16 protein-coding genes and 1 pseudogene are annotated in these 15,358 nt (G+C 74.8%); 10 read left to right on the forward strand and 7 right to left on the reverse strand.

The features are described 5' to 3' along the window. The first annotated feature begins 4 nt into the window (after positions 1 to 4). The 5 genes from ACOBQU_RS18400 (at position 5) to ACOBQU_RS18420 (ending at position 5,551) form a co-directional block, all read left to right on the forward strand. Positions 5 to 721, forward strand: a complete 717-nt coding sequence (locus ACOBQU_RS18400) for an ABC transporter ATP-binding protein (protein WP_423634578.1) — start codon at positions 5 to 7, stop codon at positions 719 to 721. Positions 722 to 822: 101 nt separating this feature from the next. Further along, positions 823 to 2,010 carry an ABC transporter permease gene (locus ACOBQU_RS18405; protein ID WP_423628348.1) on the forward strand — a complete coding sequence of 396 codons (1,188 nt, stop codon included), beginning with the start codon at positions 823 to 825 and terminating at the stop codon, positions 2,008 to 2,010. A gap of 204 nt (positions 2,011 to 2,214) precedes the next feature. After that, positions 2,215 to 3,687, forward strand: coding sequence for an aminotransferase class I/II-fold pyridoxal phosphate-dependent enzyme (locus ACOBQU_RS18410; protein WP_423628350.1), 1,473 nt, complete (start codon positions 2,215 to 2,217; stop codon positions 3,685 to 3,687). A 28-nt stretch (positions 3,688 to 3,715) separates the two neighbouring features. Next, complete coding sequence (locus ACOBQU_RS18415) at positions 3,716 to 4,702, forward strand: Ppx/GppA family phosphatase (protein ID WP_423628352.1); 987 nt, start codon at positions 3,716 to 3,718, stop codon at positions 4,700 to 4,702. Between the two features lie 75 nt (positions 4,703 to 4,777). After that, positions 4,778 to 5,551 carry a hypothetical protein gene (locus tag ACOBQU_RS18420; RefSeq protein WP_423628354.1) on the forward strand — a complete coding sequence of 258 codons (774 nt, stop codon included), beginning with the start codon at positions 4,778 to 4,780 and terminating at the stop codon, positions 5,549 to 5,551. On the opposite strand, the gene ACOBQU_RS18425 is transcribed toward ACOBQU_RS18420, so the two are convergent. Beyond that, the gene (locus ACOBQU_RS18425) at positions 5,499 to 5,924 is read right to left on the reverse strand and encodes a pyridoxamine 5'-phosphate oxidase family protein (RefSeq protein WP_423628355.1); all 426 of its coding nucleotides are present in this window, start codon (positions 5,922 to 5,924) and stop codon (positions 5,499 to 5,501) included. The genes ACOBQU_RS18420 and ACOBQU_RS18425 overlap by 53 nt on opposite strands. Positions 5,925 to 6,607: 683 nt before the next feature. Between ACOBQU_RS18425 and ACOBQU_RS18430 the strand changes: the two genes are divergently transcribed. Next, positions 6,608 to 6,973: a PH domain-containing protein gene (locus ACOBQU_RS18430; protein ID WP_030688977.1), complete on the forward strand. Its 366-nt coding sequence runs from the start codon at positions 6,608 to 6,610 to the stop codon at positions 6,971 to 6,973. Positions 6,974 to 7,056: 83 nt separating this feature from the next. Next, positions 7,057 to 7,389, forward strand: a complete 333-nt coding sequence (locus ACOBQU_RS18435) for a putative quinol monooxygenase (protein ID WP_423628357.1) — start codon at positions 7,057 to 7,059, stop codon at positions 7,387 to 7,389. Positions 7,390 to 7,455: 66 nt separating this feature from the next. On the opposite strand, the gene ACOBQU_RS18440 is transcribed toward ACOBQU_RS18435, so the two are convergent. After that, complete coding sequence (locus tag ACOBQU_RS18440) at positions 7,456 to 7,833, reverse strand: nuclear transport factor 2 family protein (protein WP_423628359.1); 378 nt, start codon at positions 7,831 to 7,833, stop codon at positions 7,456 to 7,458. A 217-nt stretch (positions 7,834 to 8,050) separates the two neighbouring features. Between ACOBQU_RS18440 and ACOBQU_RS18445 the strand changes: the two are divergent. Further along, positions 8,051 to 9,018 (forward strand): annotated as a pseudogene (locus ACOBQU_RS18445) (SGNH/GDSL hydrolase family protein). A gap of 1 nt (position 9,019) precedes the next feature. Here ACOBQU_RS18445 and ACOBQU_RS18450 read toward each other — a convergent pair. From ACOBQU_RS18450 to ACOBQU_RS18460, 3 genes are all read right to left on the reverse strand, one after another. Next, positions 9,020 to 9,175 (reverse strand): hypothetical protein, encoded by a 156-nt coding sequence (locus ACOBQU_RS18450; RefSeq protein WP_423628361.1) that lies wholly within the window; start codon positions 9,173 to 9,175, stop codon positions 9,020 to 9,022. Positions 9,176 to 9,378: 203 nt separating this feature from the next. Next, complete coding sequence (locus tag ACOBQU_RS18455) at positions 9,379 to 9,969, reverse strand: hypothetical protein (RefSeq protein WP_423628362.1); 591 nt, start codon at positions 9,967 to 9,969, stop codon at positions 9,379 to 9,381. Next, positions 9,962 to 10,498 (reverse strand): RNA polymerase sigma factor, encoded by a 537-nt coding sequence (locus tag ACOBQU_RS18460; protein ID WP_423628364.1) that lies wholly within the window; start codon positions 10,496 to 10,498, stop codon positions 9,962 to 9,964. The genes ACOBQU_RS18455 and ACOBQU_RS18460 overlap by 8 nt, the downstream gene beginning before the upstream one ends. A gap of 106 nt (positions 10,499 to 10,604) precedes the next feature. On the opposite strand from ACOBQU_RS18460, the gene ctaD reads away from it, so the two are divergent. Together ctaD and ACOBQU_RS18470 are read left to right on the forward strand one after the other, a co-directional pair. After that, entirely contained in the window at positions 10,605 to 12,233 is a 1,629-nt protein-coding gene (gene ctaD / locus ACOBQU_RS18465; protein ID WP_423628366.1) for a cytochrome c oxidase subunit I, read from the forward strand. Further along, positions 12,230 to 12,589, forward strand: a complete 360-nt coding sequence (locus ACOBQU_RS18470; protein ID WP_423628368.1) for a hypothetical protein — start codon at positions 12,230 to 12,232, stop codon at positions 12,587 to 12,589. The genes ctaD and ACOBQU_RS18470 overlap by 4 nt, the downstream gene beginning before the upstream one ends. A 271-nt stretch (positions 12,590 to 12,860) precedes the next feature. On the opposite strand, the gene ACOBQU_RS18475 is transcribed toward ACOBQU_RS18470, so the two are convergent. Together ACOBQU_RS18475 and ACOBQU_RS18480 are read right to left on the reverse strand one after the other, a co-directional pair. Beyond that, a complete protein-coding gene (locus ACOBQU_RS18475; RefSeq protein WP_423628370.1) occupies positions 12,861 to 13,889 on the reverse strand; it encodes an esterase/lipase family protein in 1,029 nt (342 codons plus the stop codon). A 188-nt stretch (positions 13,890 to 14,077) separates the two neighbouring features. Then, positions 14,078 to 15,139 (reverse strand): PP2C family protein-serine/threonine phosphatase, encoded by a 1,062-nt coding sequence (locus ACOBQU_RS18480; RefSeq protein WP_423628371.1) that lies wholly within the window; start codon positions 15,137 to 15,139, stop codon positions 14,078 to 14,080. Positions 15,140 to 15,358: the final 219 nt, after the last annotated feature.

The raw sequence follows: 15,358 nt of genomic DNA on the forward strand, positions 1-15,358 counted from the left end.
CGCCATTGGAGTCGCCGACGTCACCGACGTCACCGACGTCACCGAAGGCGCCGAAGTCCCGCCTGCCGTCGTCGAGTTGTGCGGGGTGACGAAGCTCTACCCCGGTGGGGTCGCGGCGCTGCGCGGGGTCGACCTGGTGGTGCGGGCCGGGGAACTCGTCGCGGTCGTGGGTCCCTCCGGGTCCGGGAAGTCGACCGCGCTGAACCTCATCGGGACGCTCGACCGGCCCACCTCCGGGACCGTGCGGGTCGCCGGGCACGACGTGGGGGCGCTGTCCGACGCGGGGCTGTCGGCGCTGCGGGCCCGGCACATCGGGTTCGTGTTCCAGCACTTCCACCTCGCGCCGGGGCGTTCGGCGCTGGACAACGTCGCCGACGGCCTGCTGTACGCGGGCGTCCCCGCCCGGCGGCGCCGGGCCGCCGCCCGGGACGCGCTCGACCGGGTCGGGCTCGGGCACCGGCTCGGCCACCGGCCCGGCGAGCTGTCCGGCGGCGAGAAGCAGCGCGTCGCCATCGCCCGCGCCGTCGTCGGCGAACCGCAGCTGCTGCTCGCCGACGAACCCACCGGCGCCCTCGACTCCGCGTCCGGCGCGGTCGTCATGGCGCTGCTGCGGGAGCTGAACGCGGCCGGGACCACCGTGTGCGTCATCACCCACGACCAGGACATCGCCGCCTCGCTGCCGCGGCGGATCCGGTTCCGGGACGGGGAGGTGGTGGCGTGAGCGCCACCCGGCCGCGTACGAGGAGGGCGGCGGAGCCGCGTACGAGAAGGGCGGCGGGACCCCGTACGAGAAGAGCGGCGGGACCCCGTACGAGAAGAGCGGTGGGGCCGCGGCCCGCCCGGCTGTCGGTCGCCGACGTGCTGCGCGTCGGCTCCGTCGGGCTGCGCGCCCGCCGCGCCCGCGTCGTCCTGTCGTCCCTGGGCATCGCCATCGGCATCGCCACGATGGTGGCCGTCGTCGGCCTGTCCACGTCCAGCCGCGCCGACCTGATGCAGCGCCTGGACCGGCTCGGTACGAACCTGCTGACCGCCGAGGGCGGCAAGGACCGGGACGGCGGGGCCGCGCGGCTGCCGAAGAACGCCGTCGCCATGGTCGAGCGGATCGGCCCGGTGGAGCACGCCACCGCCACCGGCAACGTCGACGCCCGCATCCGGCGCAGCGCCGCCGTGCCCGAGGACCGGGCGGCGGGCGTCACCCTCCAGGCCGCCCGCACCGACCTGCTCGACGCCCTCAACACCCGGGTGGAGCGGGGCACCTGGCTGGACCGGGCCCGGGAGCGGCTGCCGGTGGCGGTGCTCGGCCGGATCGCCGCCCAGCGGCTCGGCGTCACCGCGCCCGGCGAGAAGATCCTGGTCAACGACCGCTATGTGGTGGTCGTCGGTGTCCTCGCCCCCGTGGAACTCGTGCCCACCCTCGACCGGGTCGCGCTCGTCGGGTTCCCCGCCGCCGAGCGGTACTTCGGCTTCGACGGGCACCCCACGACCGTCTTCGAGCGGTCGGCCGACGCCGCCGTCGACGACGTGCGCGCCGTCCTCGCCCGCACGGTCAGCCCCGGCGACGAGGGCTCCGTCGTCGTGTCGCGCCCCTCCGACGCGCTCGCCGCGAAGACCGCGACCGACGAGGGGCTCACCGCGCTGATGCTCGGCCTCGGCGCGGTCGCACTGCTCGTGGGCGGCGTCGGCGTCGCCAACACCATGGTCATCTCGGTGCTCGAACGGCGCCAGGAGATCGGCCTGCGGCGGGCCCTCGGCGCGACCCGGGGCGCGGTGCGCGCGCAGTTCCTGACGGAGTCGCTGCTGCTGTCCGCGCTGGGCGGGGCCGCGGGGTCGGTGCTCGGGGCCGCCGCCACGGTGGGCTTCGCCCGGGTGCAGGGGTGGACACCGGTGGTGCCGCCGCTCGCCCTGGCGGGCGGCCTCGGGGCGACGGTGGTGGTGGGGGTGCTGGCGGGGCTGTACCCGGCGGGGCGGGCGGCGCGGCTGCGGCCTACCGTCGCGCTGAGCGGGGCCTAGGCCCCGCCGGGGCCGAGCGCCGTCGGCGGCCGCGGGTGCGTGGGGGGTGCTTTCCCACCCGCCCACCCGTTACCCCCAGTGAGAACGGGGACGCCCCCCGCTCGCGCCGAGCGCCGTCGGCGACTGCGGGGCCGGATGGGGCGCGTGCACCCCATCCGGCCCCGCGGGGCTTTGAGGACCCCGGTGCGCGGTACCCATAGCCGCATGGACGTCATCGACCACACCACCGCGCCCGTGCTCGACGCCGTGGACGCCTACCACGCGCGGGCGCGGCTGTCGTTCACGCCGCCGGGGCACAAGCAGGGCCGCGGGGCCGACCCGCAGGCACGGCGGGTCCTCGGGGACGCCGTGTTCCGCTCGGACGTGCTGGCCGTCGGCGGGCTCGACGACCGCCGCGCCCGCGGCCACGTCCTGCGGGACGCCGAGCGCCTGATGGCCGACGCCGTGCACGCGGAGCACACGTACTTCACCACCTGCGGCAGCTCCCTGTCCGTGAAGGCGGCGATGCTGACGGTGGCGGGGCCCGGCGACCGCCTCCTCATCGGCAGGGACGCGCACAAGTCGGTGGTGGCGGGCCTCATCCTGTGCGGCATCCACCCCGTGTGGGTCGAGCCGCAGTGGGACGCCGAGCGGTCCCTCGCCCACCCCCCGGCGCCCGCCGCGTACGAGGAGGCCTTCGACCGGCACCCGGACGCGCGCGGCGCGCTGGTCACCAGCCCCACCCCGTACGGCGCCGCCGCCGACCTCGCGGCGCTCGCCGAGGTGTGCCACGCCCGCGACCTGCCGCTGATCGTCGACGAGGCGTGGGGCGCGCACCTGCCGTTCCACGACGCGCTGCCGTCGTGGGCGATGGACGCGGGCGCCGACCTCTGCGTGACCAGCATCCACAAGATGGGCAGCGGCCTGGAGCAGGGCTCCGTCTTCCACCTCCAGGGCCACCGCATCGACCCCGCCGAACTCGCCTCCCGCGCCGACCTGCTCGGCACCACCAGCCCCTCCGTCCTGATCTACGCGGGCCTCGACGCCTGGCGCCGCCAGATGGTGCTGCACGGGCGGCGGCTGCTGTCCGACGCCCTCGACCTCGCCGCCGAGACGCAGGCCGCGATCGGGCGGATCCCCGGGCTGCACGTCAACGGCCGCGCCGACCTCACCGGCCCCGGCCGCGCCGCCGACCTCGACCCGCTGCCCACCGTCATCGACGTGAGCGGGCTCGGCACCAGCGGCTACCGGGCCGCCGACTGGCTGCGGCAGCACCACGGGCTCGTCGTGCACATCTCCGACCACCGCCGGATCGGCGCCCAGTTCACCCACGGCGACTCCCGCGAGACCGCCGACGCGCTCCTCGACGCCCTGCGCGACCTGGCCGCCCACCGCGACGCGCTGGCCGACCCGCCGCGCGTGGCGGTGCCGACCCCGGCCGAGCTGCGCCTGGAGCAGGCGTGCCCGCCGCGGGAGGCGTACTTCGGCAAGGTCGACACGGTGCCCGTCGAGGAGGCCGCCGGGCGGGTGGCCGCCGAGATGGCGACGCCCTACCCGCCGGGCATCCCGGCGTTCCTGCCCGGCGAGCGGCTGAACCAGCCGGTCCTCGACTACCTGCGCAGCGGGCTCGCCGCGGGCATGTACGTCCCGGACCCGGCCGACGACCGCCTGGACACCGTCCGCGTGCTCAAGGAGTGAGCCGCGGGCCCTGGGTACCCGCCCGCCCATGCGGATGAGCGTGGTGGACGTGGGGTCGAACACGGTACGGCTCGTGATCGCCGACGCAGCGGACGGCGTGCCGCTGCCGGTGCACACCGTGAAGTGGAAGCTGCGGCTCTCCGAGCACGCGGCGCCCGGCGGGCCGGTCCCCGAGCAGGCGGTACGGCACCTGGCGGACGCCGTCGCGGACGCCGCGGCCGTCGCCGGGCGCCGCGGGGCCGGGCCACCGCTTGCCTTCGCCACGGCCGTGGTCCGCGACGCCCCGAACCGCCGCGAGGTGCTGCGCGCGGTGCGGGCGCGCAGCGGGGTGCGGCTGTGCGCGCTGCCCGGCGAGGCGGAGGCGGAGCTGACGTTCCTCGGGGCGCGCCGGTGGCTGGGCTGGCAGGCCGGGGCGCTGGTGCTCTTCGACATCGGCGGGGGCAGCCTGGAGGTGGCGTTCGGACACGGGCGCCTGCCGGACTTCGCGGCGTCGCTGCCGCTGGGCGCGAACCGGCTGACCCACGAGTGGCTGGGCGACGCGGACCCGCCGTCCGCCGACGCCGTGCGGGCGCTGCGCCGCGCGGTCCGCCGCGAGCTGCGGGACGTGGCGGCGCGGGTCCGCCGCGAGGCGCCGCACACGGCGGTCGTCACCTCGCGCACGTTCCAGCGGCTCGCCCGGCTCAGCGGGGCGGCGCCGGGGCACCACGGGCCTTTCGTACGGCGGGAGTTGACGCGCGCGGGGGTGCGAGACGCCGTCGGCAGGCTGGCCGCGCTGCCCGCCGCGGAGCGGGCCCGGCTGCCGGGGGTCTCCGCGCCGCGCGCCGCGCAGAGCCTCGCCGGGGCGGTGGTCGGCCACACGGCCCTGAAGCTGACCGGGGTCCGGTCGGCCGTGGTCTGCCCGTGGGCCGTACGGGAGGGGGTGCTGCTGCGGCACCTGGAGGACGGCGGGGCGTGGTGGGAGCGCCTCGCCCGCGACGCCGACGACGCCCCCGCCCCGCCGTGCGCGCTCCGTTAACCTTGGGCCCGAGGAATCGAGCGTGCGAAGTGCCGGGCGGCGGCGCGACGCGGCGGAGAACGAGGAACCCAGCCCATGCCCCGCCACCCCACCCCGGTGGCCACTCCCCGTCCCGGCCCCGCCCCCGGCCTCCCGCGGCGTGCCGTGCGGGCCGTGGGGCGGGGGCTTCGGGAGGAGTGGCGGACGGTGGGGCTCGGGGCCTGGCGGGCGCTGCGGGAGCGCGGGGCGGCCGGGGTCGCGCTCGCCCTGCTGGGCGTGACCGCGATGGTCGTCCTGCACCGGCTCCAGCAGACGCCCGCCAGCGACGACGTCATCCGCGCCGTCGGCGAGGTGCGCGCGGACCAACCGCTGTGGCAGTCGCTCCTGCGCACCCCGGTCTCCGTCTTCGTCCCCACGCGCGACCAGCCGGTGTGGGGCGGCATACCCCGCCTCGTCCTCGCCTTCGGCCTGGCCCAGCTCCTGCTCGGCCCCGCCCGGACGCTGCTCGTCGCGTACGGCGCCACGCTCGCCGGGACGCTCAGCGCCCGCGCCCTGATCGCGCTCGGCCCCGAGTGGCCCGGCGGGCTCGCGCCGGAGCACGCGCACGCCGTGGACACCGGGGCCTCCGCCGCCGTCGTCGGCCTCTTCGCCTATCTCGCGGTGCGGCTGCGCGCACCCGTCCTGTGCCTGGCCACCGTCGTCCCGACGGTCATCGGCTCCCTCCTCAAGCCGAACCTGGCCGGGCGCGAGCACCTGGTGGCGGTGGCGGTCGTCGTGGCCGTCGCCCTGGTGCGGGAGTGGCGGCGCCCGGGGCGGTTCAGACGCTCCCCAGGTCCGCCGACAGCCACCGCTCGGGCCGCAGACGGATGACGACCTGCTCGCCGTGCTCCTTCGACGCCATCTCGATGTACCCGTCGACCTTCTCGGCGGGCAGGTAGCGGGCGGACATCTCCCGCAGCCGCTCGGGCGTCGCGGGCTCCGTGGCGACGACGGGACCCTCCACCGAGACGTACCGGATGGTCGGCTCGACCCGCTCCACCATCAGCGAGAAGCGCCCCGCGGCGGCGATGAGCCGGGCCTTGCGGGAGTCCCGGCCCGTCATGATCCAGACCTCGCCGCCGGGCTCGTACTGGTACCAGATGGGCACGGTCAGGGGCGCGCGGCCCTGGCCCGCGGCCACGGCGAGCGCCGCGATGTGGGGTTCCGCGAGGAAGAGTTCACGTTCTTCGGGGGTCAGCGTCACGGGCCTCTCCTTCCAGGAGCGGGGGCACGGGGTGTGCCGCCGCCCCTACCCTTCCCTGGCGTGGGCGCCCCGCACCACCCGGATCGCCGCTCCGCGGCTCGTCCTCAAACGCCGGACAGGCTTTCCCCTGGCGTGGGCGCCCCACACCGCCCTCATCGCCGCTACGCGGCTCGTCCTCAAACGCCGGACGGGCTGAATCCTGCCTTCTCGCCCTCGTCGGCTCTCCGTGATCCGCCGCTTCGCGGCGGATGTTCCCCGCCCACCCGCCCCCTCCGGGGCGGGTGGTCTCTTCCAGCCCGTCCGGCGTTTGAGGACGCGCCGCGCAGCGGCGATGCGGGGGTCGGGGCGGAGCCCCGGAGAAGGGCGGGTGGGCGGGGAATAAGCCTGTCCGGCGTTTGAGGACACGCCGCGCAGCGGCAATGCGGGGAGGGGGCCGGGGCGGAGCCCGAAGAAGGGCGGGTGGGTGGGGGAAAGCCCGTCCGGCGTTTGAGGACGAGCCGCGCAGCGGCGATCTGGGGGCCGGGGTGGAGCCCCGGAGGAGGGCGGGTGGGTGGGGGAAGGACCGGAAGCCGACGGCAGTGGGCGCGCGGCGGCGTCGGGCCCCGGTTCGGGGCGCCCCCGCCAGCGATACGTTGGGGGGAGTCCGACACCGGAAGAGAACCACGGAAACAGGGGGCCTGACCATGGCGTTGTTCGGGAACGCGCACACCGTCGACCCGGCGTCCGCGCAGCAGGAGTACGCGCGGCTGATGGGCCACGGCGAGCAGGTGTACGCGGCGTACCGGCTGATACGCGACACGATCCTGCTCACCGACCGGCGCATGATCTTCGTCGACAAGCAGGGGATGACCGGCAAGAAGGTCGAGTACCACTCCGTGCCGTACCGGAGCATCACGCACTTCGCGGTGGAGACCGCGGGCCACTTCGACCTGGACGCCGAGCTCAAGATCTGGATATCCAGCAACCCGGTGCCGATCGAGAAGACCTTCACCAAGGGCGTGGACATCTACGAGGTGCAGGCGATCCTCACCCAGTTCGTCGCCCGATAGGGGCCCGGTAAGGGCCCGGCAGGCGCCTGACCTGCGGTCCGGGGTACGTTCGTAGGGCAACGAAAGGCTACGAGGAACGCCCCATGATCTTCATCACCGTGAAATTCACCGTCCGCCCCGAGCGCAGCGACGACTGGCTCGACCTCGTCGACGACTTCACCCAGGCCACCCGGAACGAGCCGGGCAACCTGTTCTTCGAGTGGTCCCGCAGCGTCGACGACCCGCACCAGTTCGTCCTGGTGGAGGCCTTCAGGGACGGCGAGGCGGGCCGGGAACACGTGCAGTCGGCGCACTTCGCGGCCGCCATGGACGCCATGTCGTACGCGATCGCGTCCACCCCTCAGATCGTCAGCACGGAGATCCCGGACATGGACGGCTGGGGCGCGATGGGCGAGGTCTCGCCGCGCGAGGCCTGAGGGCCCCGGCAGGACGCGCGGGAGCCCCGGCCGGGCGAACCGGCCGGGGCTCTCGCGCGTCGTCCGTCACTGGGGCGGTACGCGGTCCAGGAAGCCGTACACCGAGCGGATCCGCCCGTCCTCGGCCAGCTCGATCACGTCGAACCCGGCGACGGGCGCCGAGCCGTCCGCGCCCGACACCAGTTCCCAGGTGAACCGGGCGATCCCGTGGTGCCCGTCGACCTCGCCGGTCTGCCGGAACGCGAAGCCGGGGAACTGGGCGTGCGCCCCGGCGATGACGGCGGCGATCGCCTCGTGCCCGGTCACATCCGCCAGCGGGTCGGTGTAGGACCCGTCCTCGGCCCAGGCCGCGGCGACGGCCTTGCGGACGCTCTCGGGGTCGGCCGCGTTCCAGGCCTCGAAGTAGCGGGCGACAGCGGTCGTGTGGACGTCAGGTGCGGCCATGGCGGTTCAACCTCCTGGGATACGCGGACTCGCGGACCCCGGAGACCGGGCGGAGTGCGCCGCCCGGGCCCCGGTGACTTCAGACTGCCGGGGACCGCGACGGCACGCGATTACCCCGGAGGTCATGTGCGCGGCCCGGCGGGAGACGGCCTTCCGTCGGGGGCGGCGGCGTGCTTGCCTTGGGGCCGGTTCCGTTGTCTGGGGCGGGAGTTGGCGGATGCGGGCGCGGTGGGTCGTCGGGGTGGTCCTTGCCACGGTGCTGCTCGGGGGGTGCGGGGACCCGGGCGGCGGATCGGAGGCGGCGGACGACGGGAGCGCGCCGTCGCGGACCACCCGGCAGCGGGCGGAGGCCGAGCGGCGCCCGAGCGGCGCTCCCCAGGGGGCCGGGCATCAGGCCACGCCCACGCCCGAGCGCACGTCCAAGCCCGCGCTCAAGTCCAGGCCCCGCGTGCTGTATCTCGGTGACTCCCTCGCCATGGAGAACCAGGCCGTGCTCGGGTCGCTGCTGCGCGGGCGGCTCGGCGCGCGGTACACGAGCGCGCCCTACTCCGGCACGACCCTCTGCGACTACCTGGAGGGCACCGGCGAGGACTCCCTCGTACCGGACAGGGACAAGGCGGCGGCGCTGGTGCGCGCGGGGCGGCCGGACGTCGTGGTGCTGCAGTTCTGGGGAACGCCTGGGGCTATACGCCGTGCATGGACGGGATCACGTACGACAAGGCGCGTCAGCGGTACTTCGCGCGGTACGCGGCGGACGCGCGGCGGCTCGTCGAGCAGATCGGCCGGGCCGCGCGGGACGCGGGGGCGCGGGCGCCGAAGGTCGTGTGGGTGCTGCAGGGGCCGGATCCGATCACCCCGGAGCGGGTGCGGGACGTCAACGGGGTGTACCGGCGGCAGGCCGCGGCCAGCGGCGGCCTGCTGTCCGACGCGGGCCGCGCGGTGAGCCCGCCCGGGGACCGCTACCGGTGGGTGCGGGAGCTGCCGTGCACGGCGTACGAGCGGTCGCACCCCGCGTACTGCACCGAGCCCGGTGGCCGCACCGCCCTGCACCTGAAGGGCGACTACCTGCACTTCTGCCTGGCCCCGACGACGCCGAAGCCCCGCCCGTGCCCGGTGCGCTCCCCGGGCGTCCGGCGCGTCGCGCAGGCCGTGACGGACACCGTGGCCCGCGCGGCCCGGCGGTGACCTAACGCCGCCAGGCGCTGTACGACATGACGTCCCCGGCGCGCACCGCGAACCGCGGCTGGTCCCGGGTGAACATCTGCTCAAGGCCGAGGACCGCGCCGGTGTCCGGGTCGAGGATCAGCAGATGGCGCAGGTGCGCGTCCCGGTCCTCGTACACGTACGCCTGCCCGGTGCGGCCCAGGCGGTCGGTGATGGCCCCGGCGGGCCTCAGGCCGCGGGTCTCGGCGAGGACCTGGGCGAGCGCGGCGGACTCGCGGGCGCCGGGCGTCCACGCGTCCAGGTACGCGGGCAGCGCGTCGAGGAGCTGCGGGGTGGTGAGCTGCCCGACGCGCCGGTCGAGGCCGCCGTCGTGGGTCTCGGTCAGATAGGCGCGCAGGGCCTTCGGGGTGTGCGGGGGCGGGCCCGCGGCGGGATGTCGGACCAGCTCGGCGGGTAGATGCGCTCGCTGAGCAGCTTGCCGTCGGCGCTGACGCGCTCGGTGCGGCTGCCGTCGCGCTGCCAGCGCACCTCGCGCTCCTCGGGCAGCGTCACGGGCCGCTCGGCGTCCGGGCCCGAGTCCATGGCGAGGCTCCAGGTCTGCACATGGGTGCCCTTGCGGAGCTTGGGGGCGCCGTCGCGGGCGGCGGCGCGGGCCCGTTCGGCGACGTCGGCGAGCGGCACGGCGGCGGACCCCGCGCGCGGGCGCAGCGCGCTGGGCGCGGCGGTGGCGGGCGTGGCCGCCAGGTCGGGCAGGGTCAGCGCGAGCACCGCGGCGACGGCGACGGCGGCGGCCTCCGCCCACAGCACCACGCGACGCCGGGCGCGGCGGGCGCGGGTGCGGTGCAGCAGCTGGTTCAGGCCGCGCTCGGCGCGGGCGTCCAGGGGGCGGTCGCGCCAGGGGCCGCCGGTGGCGGACACCGGATTCGCCGCGCGCAGCAGGTCGAGTTCGTGGGTCCCGGTTTCGTCAGTCACGGTGGCCGTCTCCTGCTCGTACGTGCATCTGCATGCGGTCGATCTCGGCGCGGAGCCGCTGGCGGGCCCGGTGCAGCCGCATCGCGGCGGCGCCGCGGCTGCACTCCAGGGCGACGGCCAGCTCGTCCAGGGACAGCTCCTCCCAGGTGGTCAGGCGCAGCGCCTCCTGGTCGGCGGGGGCGAGGCGGGACAGCGCCTCGTGCACCCAGGAGCCGGGCCGCTCGGCGTCGGGGCTGTCGACGACCTGGCCGTGCCGGACGGTCTCGTGGTGGCTGATGCGGTGCAGCAGGCGGCGGTAGCGGCCCTTGCCGCGCACGGTGTTGGCGAGGCAGTTGCGGGCCACCGCGTACAGCCAGGGCAGCGGCGCCTCGGGCAGCTCGCTCCGGCGCCGCCAGGCTATGGAGAAGACGTCCGCGACGACCTCCTCGACCTCGTGGGTCTCCCCCGCGTCGAGTCTTCGCGCCACGAAGCGGCTCACCGCCCAGTAGTGCTCGCGGTAGGCGGCCGCGAAGGCCTGGTCCGTGCTCATGAACCGTAGGTGTCCGGCATGGCTTCGATGTTCACACCCGCCTCCTGTGATTCTTGAGGCAGGGGTGCGCGGTGAAGCGCGGGGCGGTCCCGGACACGTACGGGGCATGAGGGCAACCGTGAAGTGGCTGACGACCACGGACCACAAGACCATCGGCACGCTCTATCTGGTGACCGCGTTCGGGTTCTTCTGCCTCGGCGGCGTGATGGCGCTGTTCATGCGGGCGGAGCTGGCCCGGCCGGGCACGCAGATCATGTCGAACGAGCAGTTCAACCAGGCGTTCACGATGCACGGCACGGTGATGCTCCTGATGTTCGCGACGCCGCTGTTCGCGGGCTTCGCGAACTGGATCATGCCGCTGCAGATCGGGGCGCCGGACGTGGCGTTCCCGCGCCTGAACATGCTGGCCTACTGGCTGTACCTGTTCGGCTCGCTGATCGCCGTGGGCGGCTTCCTCACGCCGGGCGGCGCGGCGGACTTCGGCTGGTTCGCGTACGCGCCGCTGACGGACGCGGCGCACTCCACGAACATCGGCGCCGACATGTGGATCATGGGCCTGGCGTTCTCCGGCTTCGGCACGATCCTCGGCGCGGTCAACTTCATCACCACCATCATCTGCCTGCGCGCCCCCGGCATGACCATGTTCCGCATGCCGATCTTCACCTGGAACGTGCTGCTCACCGGCGTGCTGGTGCTGCTGGCGTTCCCGGTCCTGGCGGCCGCGCTGTTCGCCCTGGAGGCGGACCGGAAGTTCGGGGCGCACGTCTTCGACGCGGCGAACGGCGGGGCGCTGCTGTGGCAGCACCTGTTCTGGTTCTTCGGCCACCCCGAGGTGTACATCATCGCGCTGCCGTTCTTCGGCATCGTCTCCGAGGTCATCCCCGTCTTCTCCCGCAAGCCGATGTTCGGCTACATGGGCCTGGTCGGCGCGACCATCGCCATCGCGGGCCTGTCCGTGACGGTGTGGGCGCACCACATGTACGTCACCGGGGCGGTCCTGCTGCCCTTCTTCTCCTTCATGACGTTCCTGATCGCCGTACCGACGGGCGTGAAGTTCTTCAACTGGATCGGCACCATGTGGAAGGGCTCGCTGTCCTTCGAGACGCCGATGCTGTGGTCGGTCGGATTCCTCATCACCTTCGTCTTCGGCGGCCTGACGGGCGTGCTGCTGGCCTCCCCGCCGCTGGACTTCGCGGTCTCCGACTCGTACTTCGTGGTCGCGCACTTCCACTACGTGATCTTCGGTACGGTCGTCTTCGCGATGTTCGCCGGGTTCCACTTCTGGTGGCCGAAGTTCACCGGCAAGATGCTCGACGAGCGCCTGGGGAAGATCACCTTCTGGACGCTGTTCGTGGGCTTCCACGGTACGTTCCTGGTCCAGCACTGGCTGGGCGCGGCGGGCATGCAGCGCCGCGTCCCCGACTACCTGGACGCCGAGGGCTTCACCGGCCTGAACACCCTGTCGACGATCTTCTCCTTCCTGCTCGGCCTGTCGCTCCTGCCGTTCTTCTACAACATCTGGAAGACCGCGAAGTACGGGGAGTACGTCACGGAGGACGACCCCTGGGGCTACGGCCGCTCCCTGGAGTGGGCCACGTCCTGCCCGCCCCCGCGCCACAACTTCACCTCCCTGCCGCGCATCCGCTCCGAGTCCCCTGCGTTCGACCTGCACCACCCGGAGGTCGGCGCGGACGCGGCGCCCGTGGCGGGGGCCCGCGAGAAGGCCGCGCTGTGACCGCCGGGGGCCGCGGGCACGGGGTGAGCGCCGACACCGCCCTGCTCATCCACGAGATCGAGGGCCATCTGCTCGTCGAGTCCGCCCGCGCGGAGAGCCGGGCCGCGGCGGGCCGGTTCGCGGGGCGGCTGCCGTGGCTGGGGGCGGCGGAGCGGGGGGAGGTGGAGCGGGTGTTCGCCGATGAGCACCTGGCGCTCACCCGGGCGATGTGGCGGCGTACGGCTCGGCGGTGCGAGGAGCTGCGCGGGGAGTACGAGGAGCGGTACCGGGTGCTGCGGTTGCGGTTGCTGGCCGGGGGCCTTTTGGCGGGGGTGGCCGTGCTGGCGGCGACCGTCGCCGTCCTGGCCGGGGTGTGACCCTGCCGGGTGGCCCCCAATCCCGCCCCTTCCCCGAAACCATGGGGCTCCGCCCCTGGCACCCCCGTAAATCGGCCTCCTGCCTCGTCCTCAAACGCCGGACGGGCTTGATTTCCTGCCGCGGATCGCGGAGAGCCGACGACGGCGAGGACGACAGATCCAGCCCGTCCGGCGTTTGAGGACGAGGCGCGGAGCGCCGATGAAGGCGGGGTGCCAGGGGCAGCCGCCCCTGGTTCGGGAAGGGGCGGGTCTGGGGCGCCCCCCGCGAGGGCTACAGCGGCGGGCCGTAGTCCTCGCAGTCCGGCCGGAAGTCCGGCTTGTCCGGGCCCAGCGCGTTCACCACGTTCTGCGTCGTGGGACCGTCCGCGAACACCCCCACGTGCCCCACGGGATTCTTCGGGCACTGCTCCTGAAGCACGACGTTGCGCACCTTGTCCCCCTTCAGGAACCCCCGGTCATAGGGCGTGGCGACCACGTCGTACTTCGTGGCGATGACGGTGTACCGCACACCCGGCACCGTGTCCCCGTCGGCGAACAGCGCCCTCTGGAACTCCGACCCCTCCTCCTGGTCCTTCAGCCCCTGGAGGTTCAGGTGGTCGAAGGCGGAGTTGACGAAGCCGAGCAGACCGAGCGCGCGCCCGAGGTTCACCAGGCCGCTGAGGGTCGTGCCGTGGTTGGTGGGGGCGATGGCGACGAGCTGGTCGACCTTCCGGTCGCCGCCGAGGCGCTTGATGTAGTGGTGGGGCAGCATGCCGCCCTGGGAGTGCCCGACGATGTCGACCTTCTTGGCGCCGGTCCTGGCCAGGACCTTGTCCACGAAGTCGCGCAGCTGCTCGGACGACGTGGCGACGGCGGTGAGCCCGCCCACGCGGCCACCGAGGTTGTACGGGCTGCCCATGCCGTAGTTGAGGGCGAACACGCAGTGCCCCTCGTTGGCGAGGGTCGGCCCGATCTTCACCCAGTTGGCGCCGAGGTTCGCGCCGGTGCCGTGCACCAGGACGACCGGCTCGGGGTGCGCGGCGCTGGGCCTGCACGACCAGTCGTTGACCCCGGCGACGGCGCCCGGGCTGAGGAGGAAGTTGCTGACGGCCTCGGTGACGCCGCCGACGGGGTACGTGGCGCGCTGCGCCTGGGCTTGCTCCAAGGCCTGCTCCTGGGCCTGGGCCGGTGCGCCCGCGGCGGTGAGGGCGGCGGCGGCCAGGAGGAGGGCGGAGAGGGAGGCGAGAGACGCGCGGGAGGCGCGGGCGGTATGAGAGGCGCGGGGTGTGGGGGGTGCGGTGGGTGCGGACGCTCTGCTCACGGTTCCGGTCCCTTCGGTTGCCGTGCTCGGTGGGGGGTGTACCGGTACGGGCCGTGCGATGCCGTCGACGACACGCCGCACATTCTGAAACGGCGTCGCTTCAGAAGGGGGTTACTCGAAAGTAGGGGCGTGGCGGCACGCAGACAAGAGCCGTGCACACGACAATTTCCGTCCGGCTTCCGTCCGGCTCAGGGAAGTTGAGGCCGGGTCGTCCGCCCGCGGGGCACGCCGGGGTCCGGCCGCGGCGCGGGGGCCGTGGGGGTGGGGGCGGGCTGGGCGAGGACCAGGGTGAGGTCGTCGGCGAGGGGGCCGCCGCCGGTGTGGCGGTGGACGAGGTCCGTCAGGCGGTCGAGGGCCTCGGGCAGGGCGGGCTCGCCCAGCGCGGCGCGCACCTGCGGAGTGTCGAGCCGGAACGGCGCGCGGTCGCCGTCGCGGGCGTCGGTGAGCCCGTCCGTGTACAGCAACAGCCGCTCCCCGGCGGTCAGATGCACCCGCTGGAGGCGCGGCGCCGGATGCAGGCCCAGCGGCGGCGACGGACAGGGCGGGTCGAGCGGCGCCAGGCGGCGGCCGGTGCGCAGCGGAGACGGGTGGCCGCAGTTGACGATGCGGGCCTCGCCGGGCCGGAAGTCGACCAGCAGCACGGTGACGAAGTCCTCCGGGCCGAGGTCCGGCCGCAGCCGGTCGTCGAGGGCGTGCACGAGCCGCACCGGGTCGGGTTCGTCGGCGGCGGTGCGCCGGAACGCGGCGAGGACGGCGGCGCCCGTGCGCATCGCCTGCTCCCCGTGCCCCTTGACGTCGGCGAGCAGCAGCCGGGGCCCGTCGGCGGTGAGCACCGCGTCGTGGACGTCGCCGCCGAGCAGGGCGCCCGGGTCGGCGGCCCGGGTGTGCACCGCCAGGTCCACGTGGCCGACGCGGTCCGGCAGCGGACGGGCCAGGGCCTCCTGGGCGGTGGCGGCGAGCCGGGTCGCGCCGTCCAGCGCGCGCTGGGCGCGCACGCGGGTGCGCGCCCAGTGCACCGCCCACAGCGAGACCGCCGCGACGATCCCCACGACACCCGGCGGGCCCGGCAGGGCGAGCGCGACGGCGGCGGCGCCCAGCGCCGCCGTGACCCGCGCCGACAGCCGGTGGGCGGCCAACAGCGGTCCGACCAGCGGCAACCCGTACGAGGGAACGTGCGCGACGACCGTCACCGCCGCCGCCAGGGCCTGCGCCGCCACCGCCGCGGCCAGCCATATGCGCCGTGTTTCCACTGCGTCCCCCTGGTCGTCCGGTCAAGTTCGGTTTCCGCGCGCGCGGCCACGGTGTGCGGGGTACTGTGCCAGCTTCGATGACGGTCCGTGGCCGTTTCGCCACAGCCTGCGCGCCGCGCGCCCGGAGCCGGGAGGATGCGGGGCGGGCACCGCCGTGCGGCGGCGCGCACCCGCCCCGGGCCGCCAGACCCGGCCGACGAGCGCGCCGGACCCGACCAG

The sequence above is a fragment of the Streptomyces sp. G45 genome, assembly GCF_049542095.1.
Classification (GTDB): domain Bacteria; phylum Actinomycetota; class Actinomycetes; order Streptomycetales; family Streptomycetaceae; genus Streptomyces.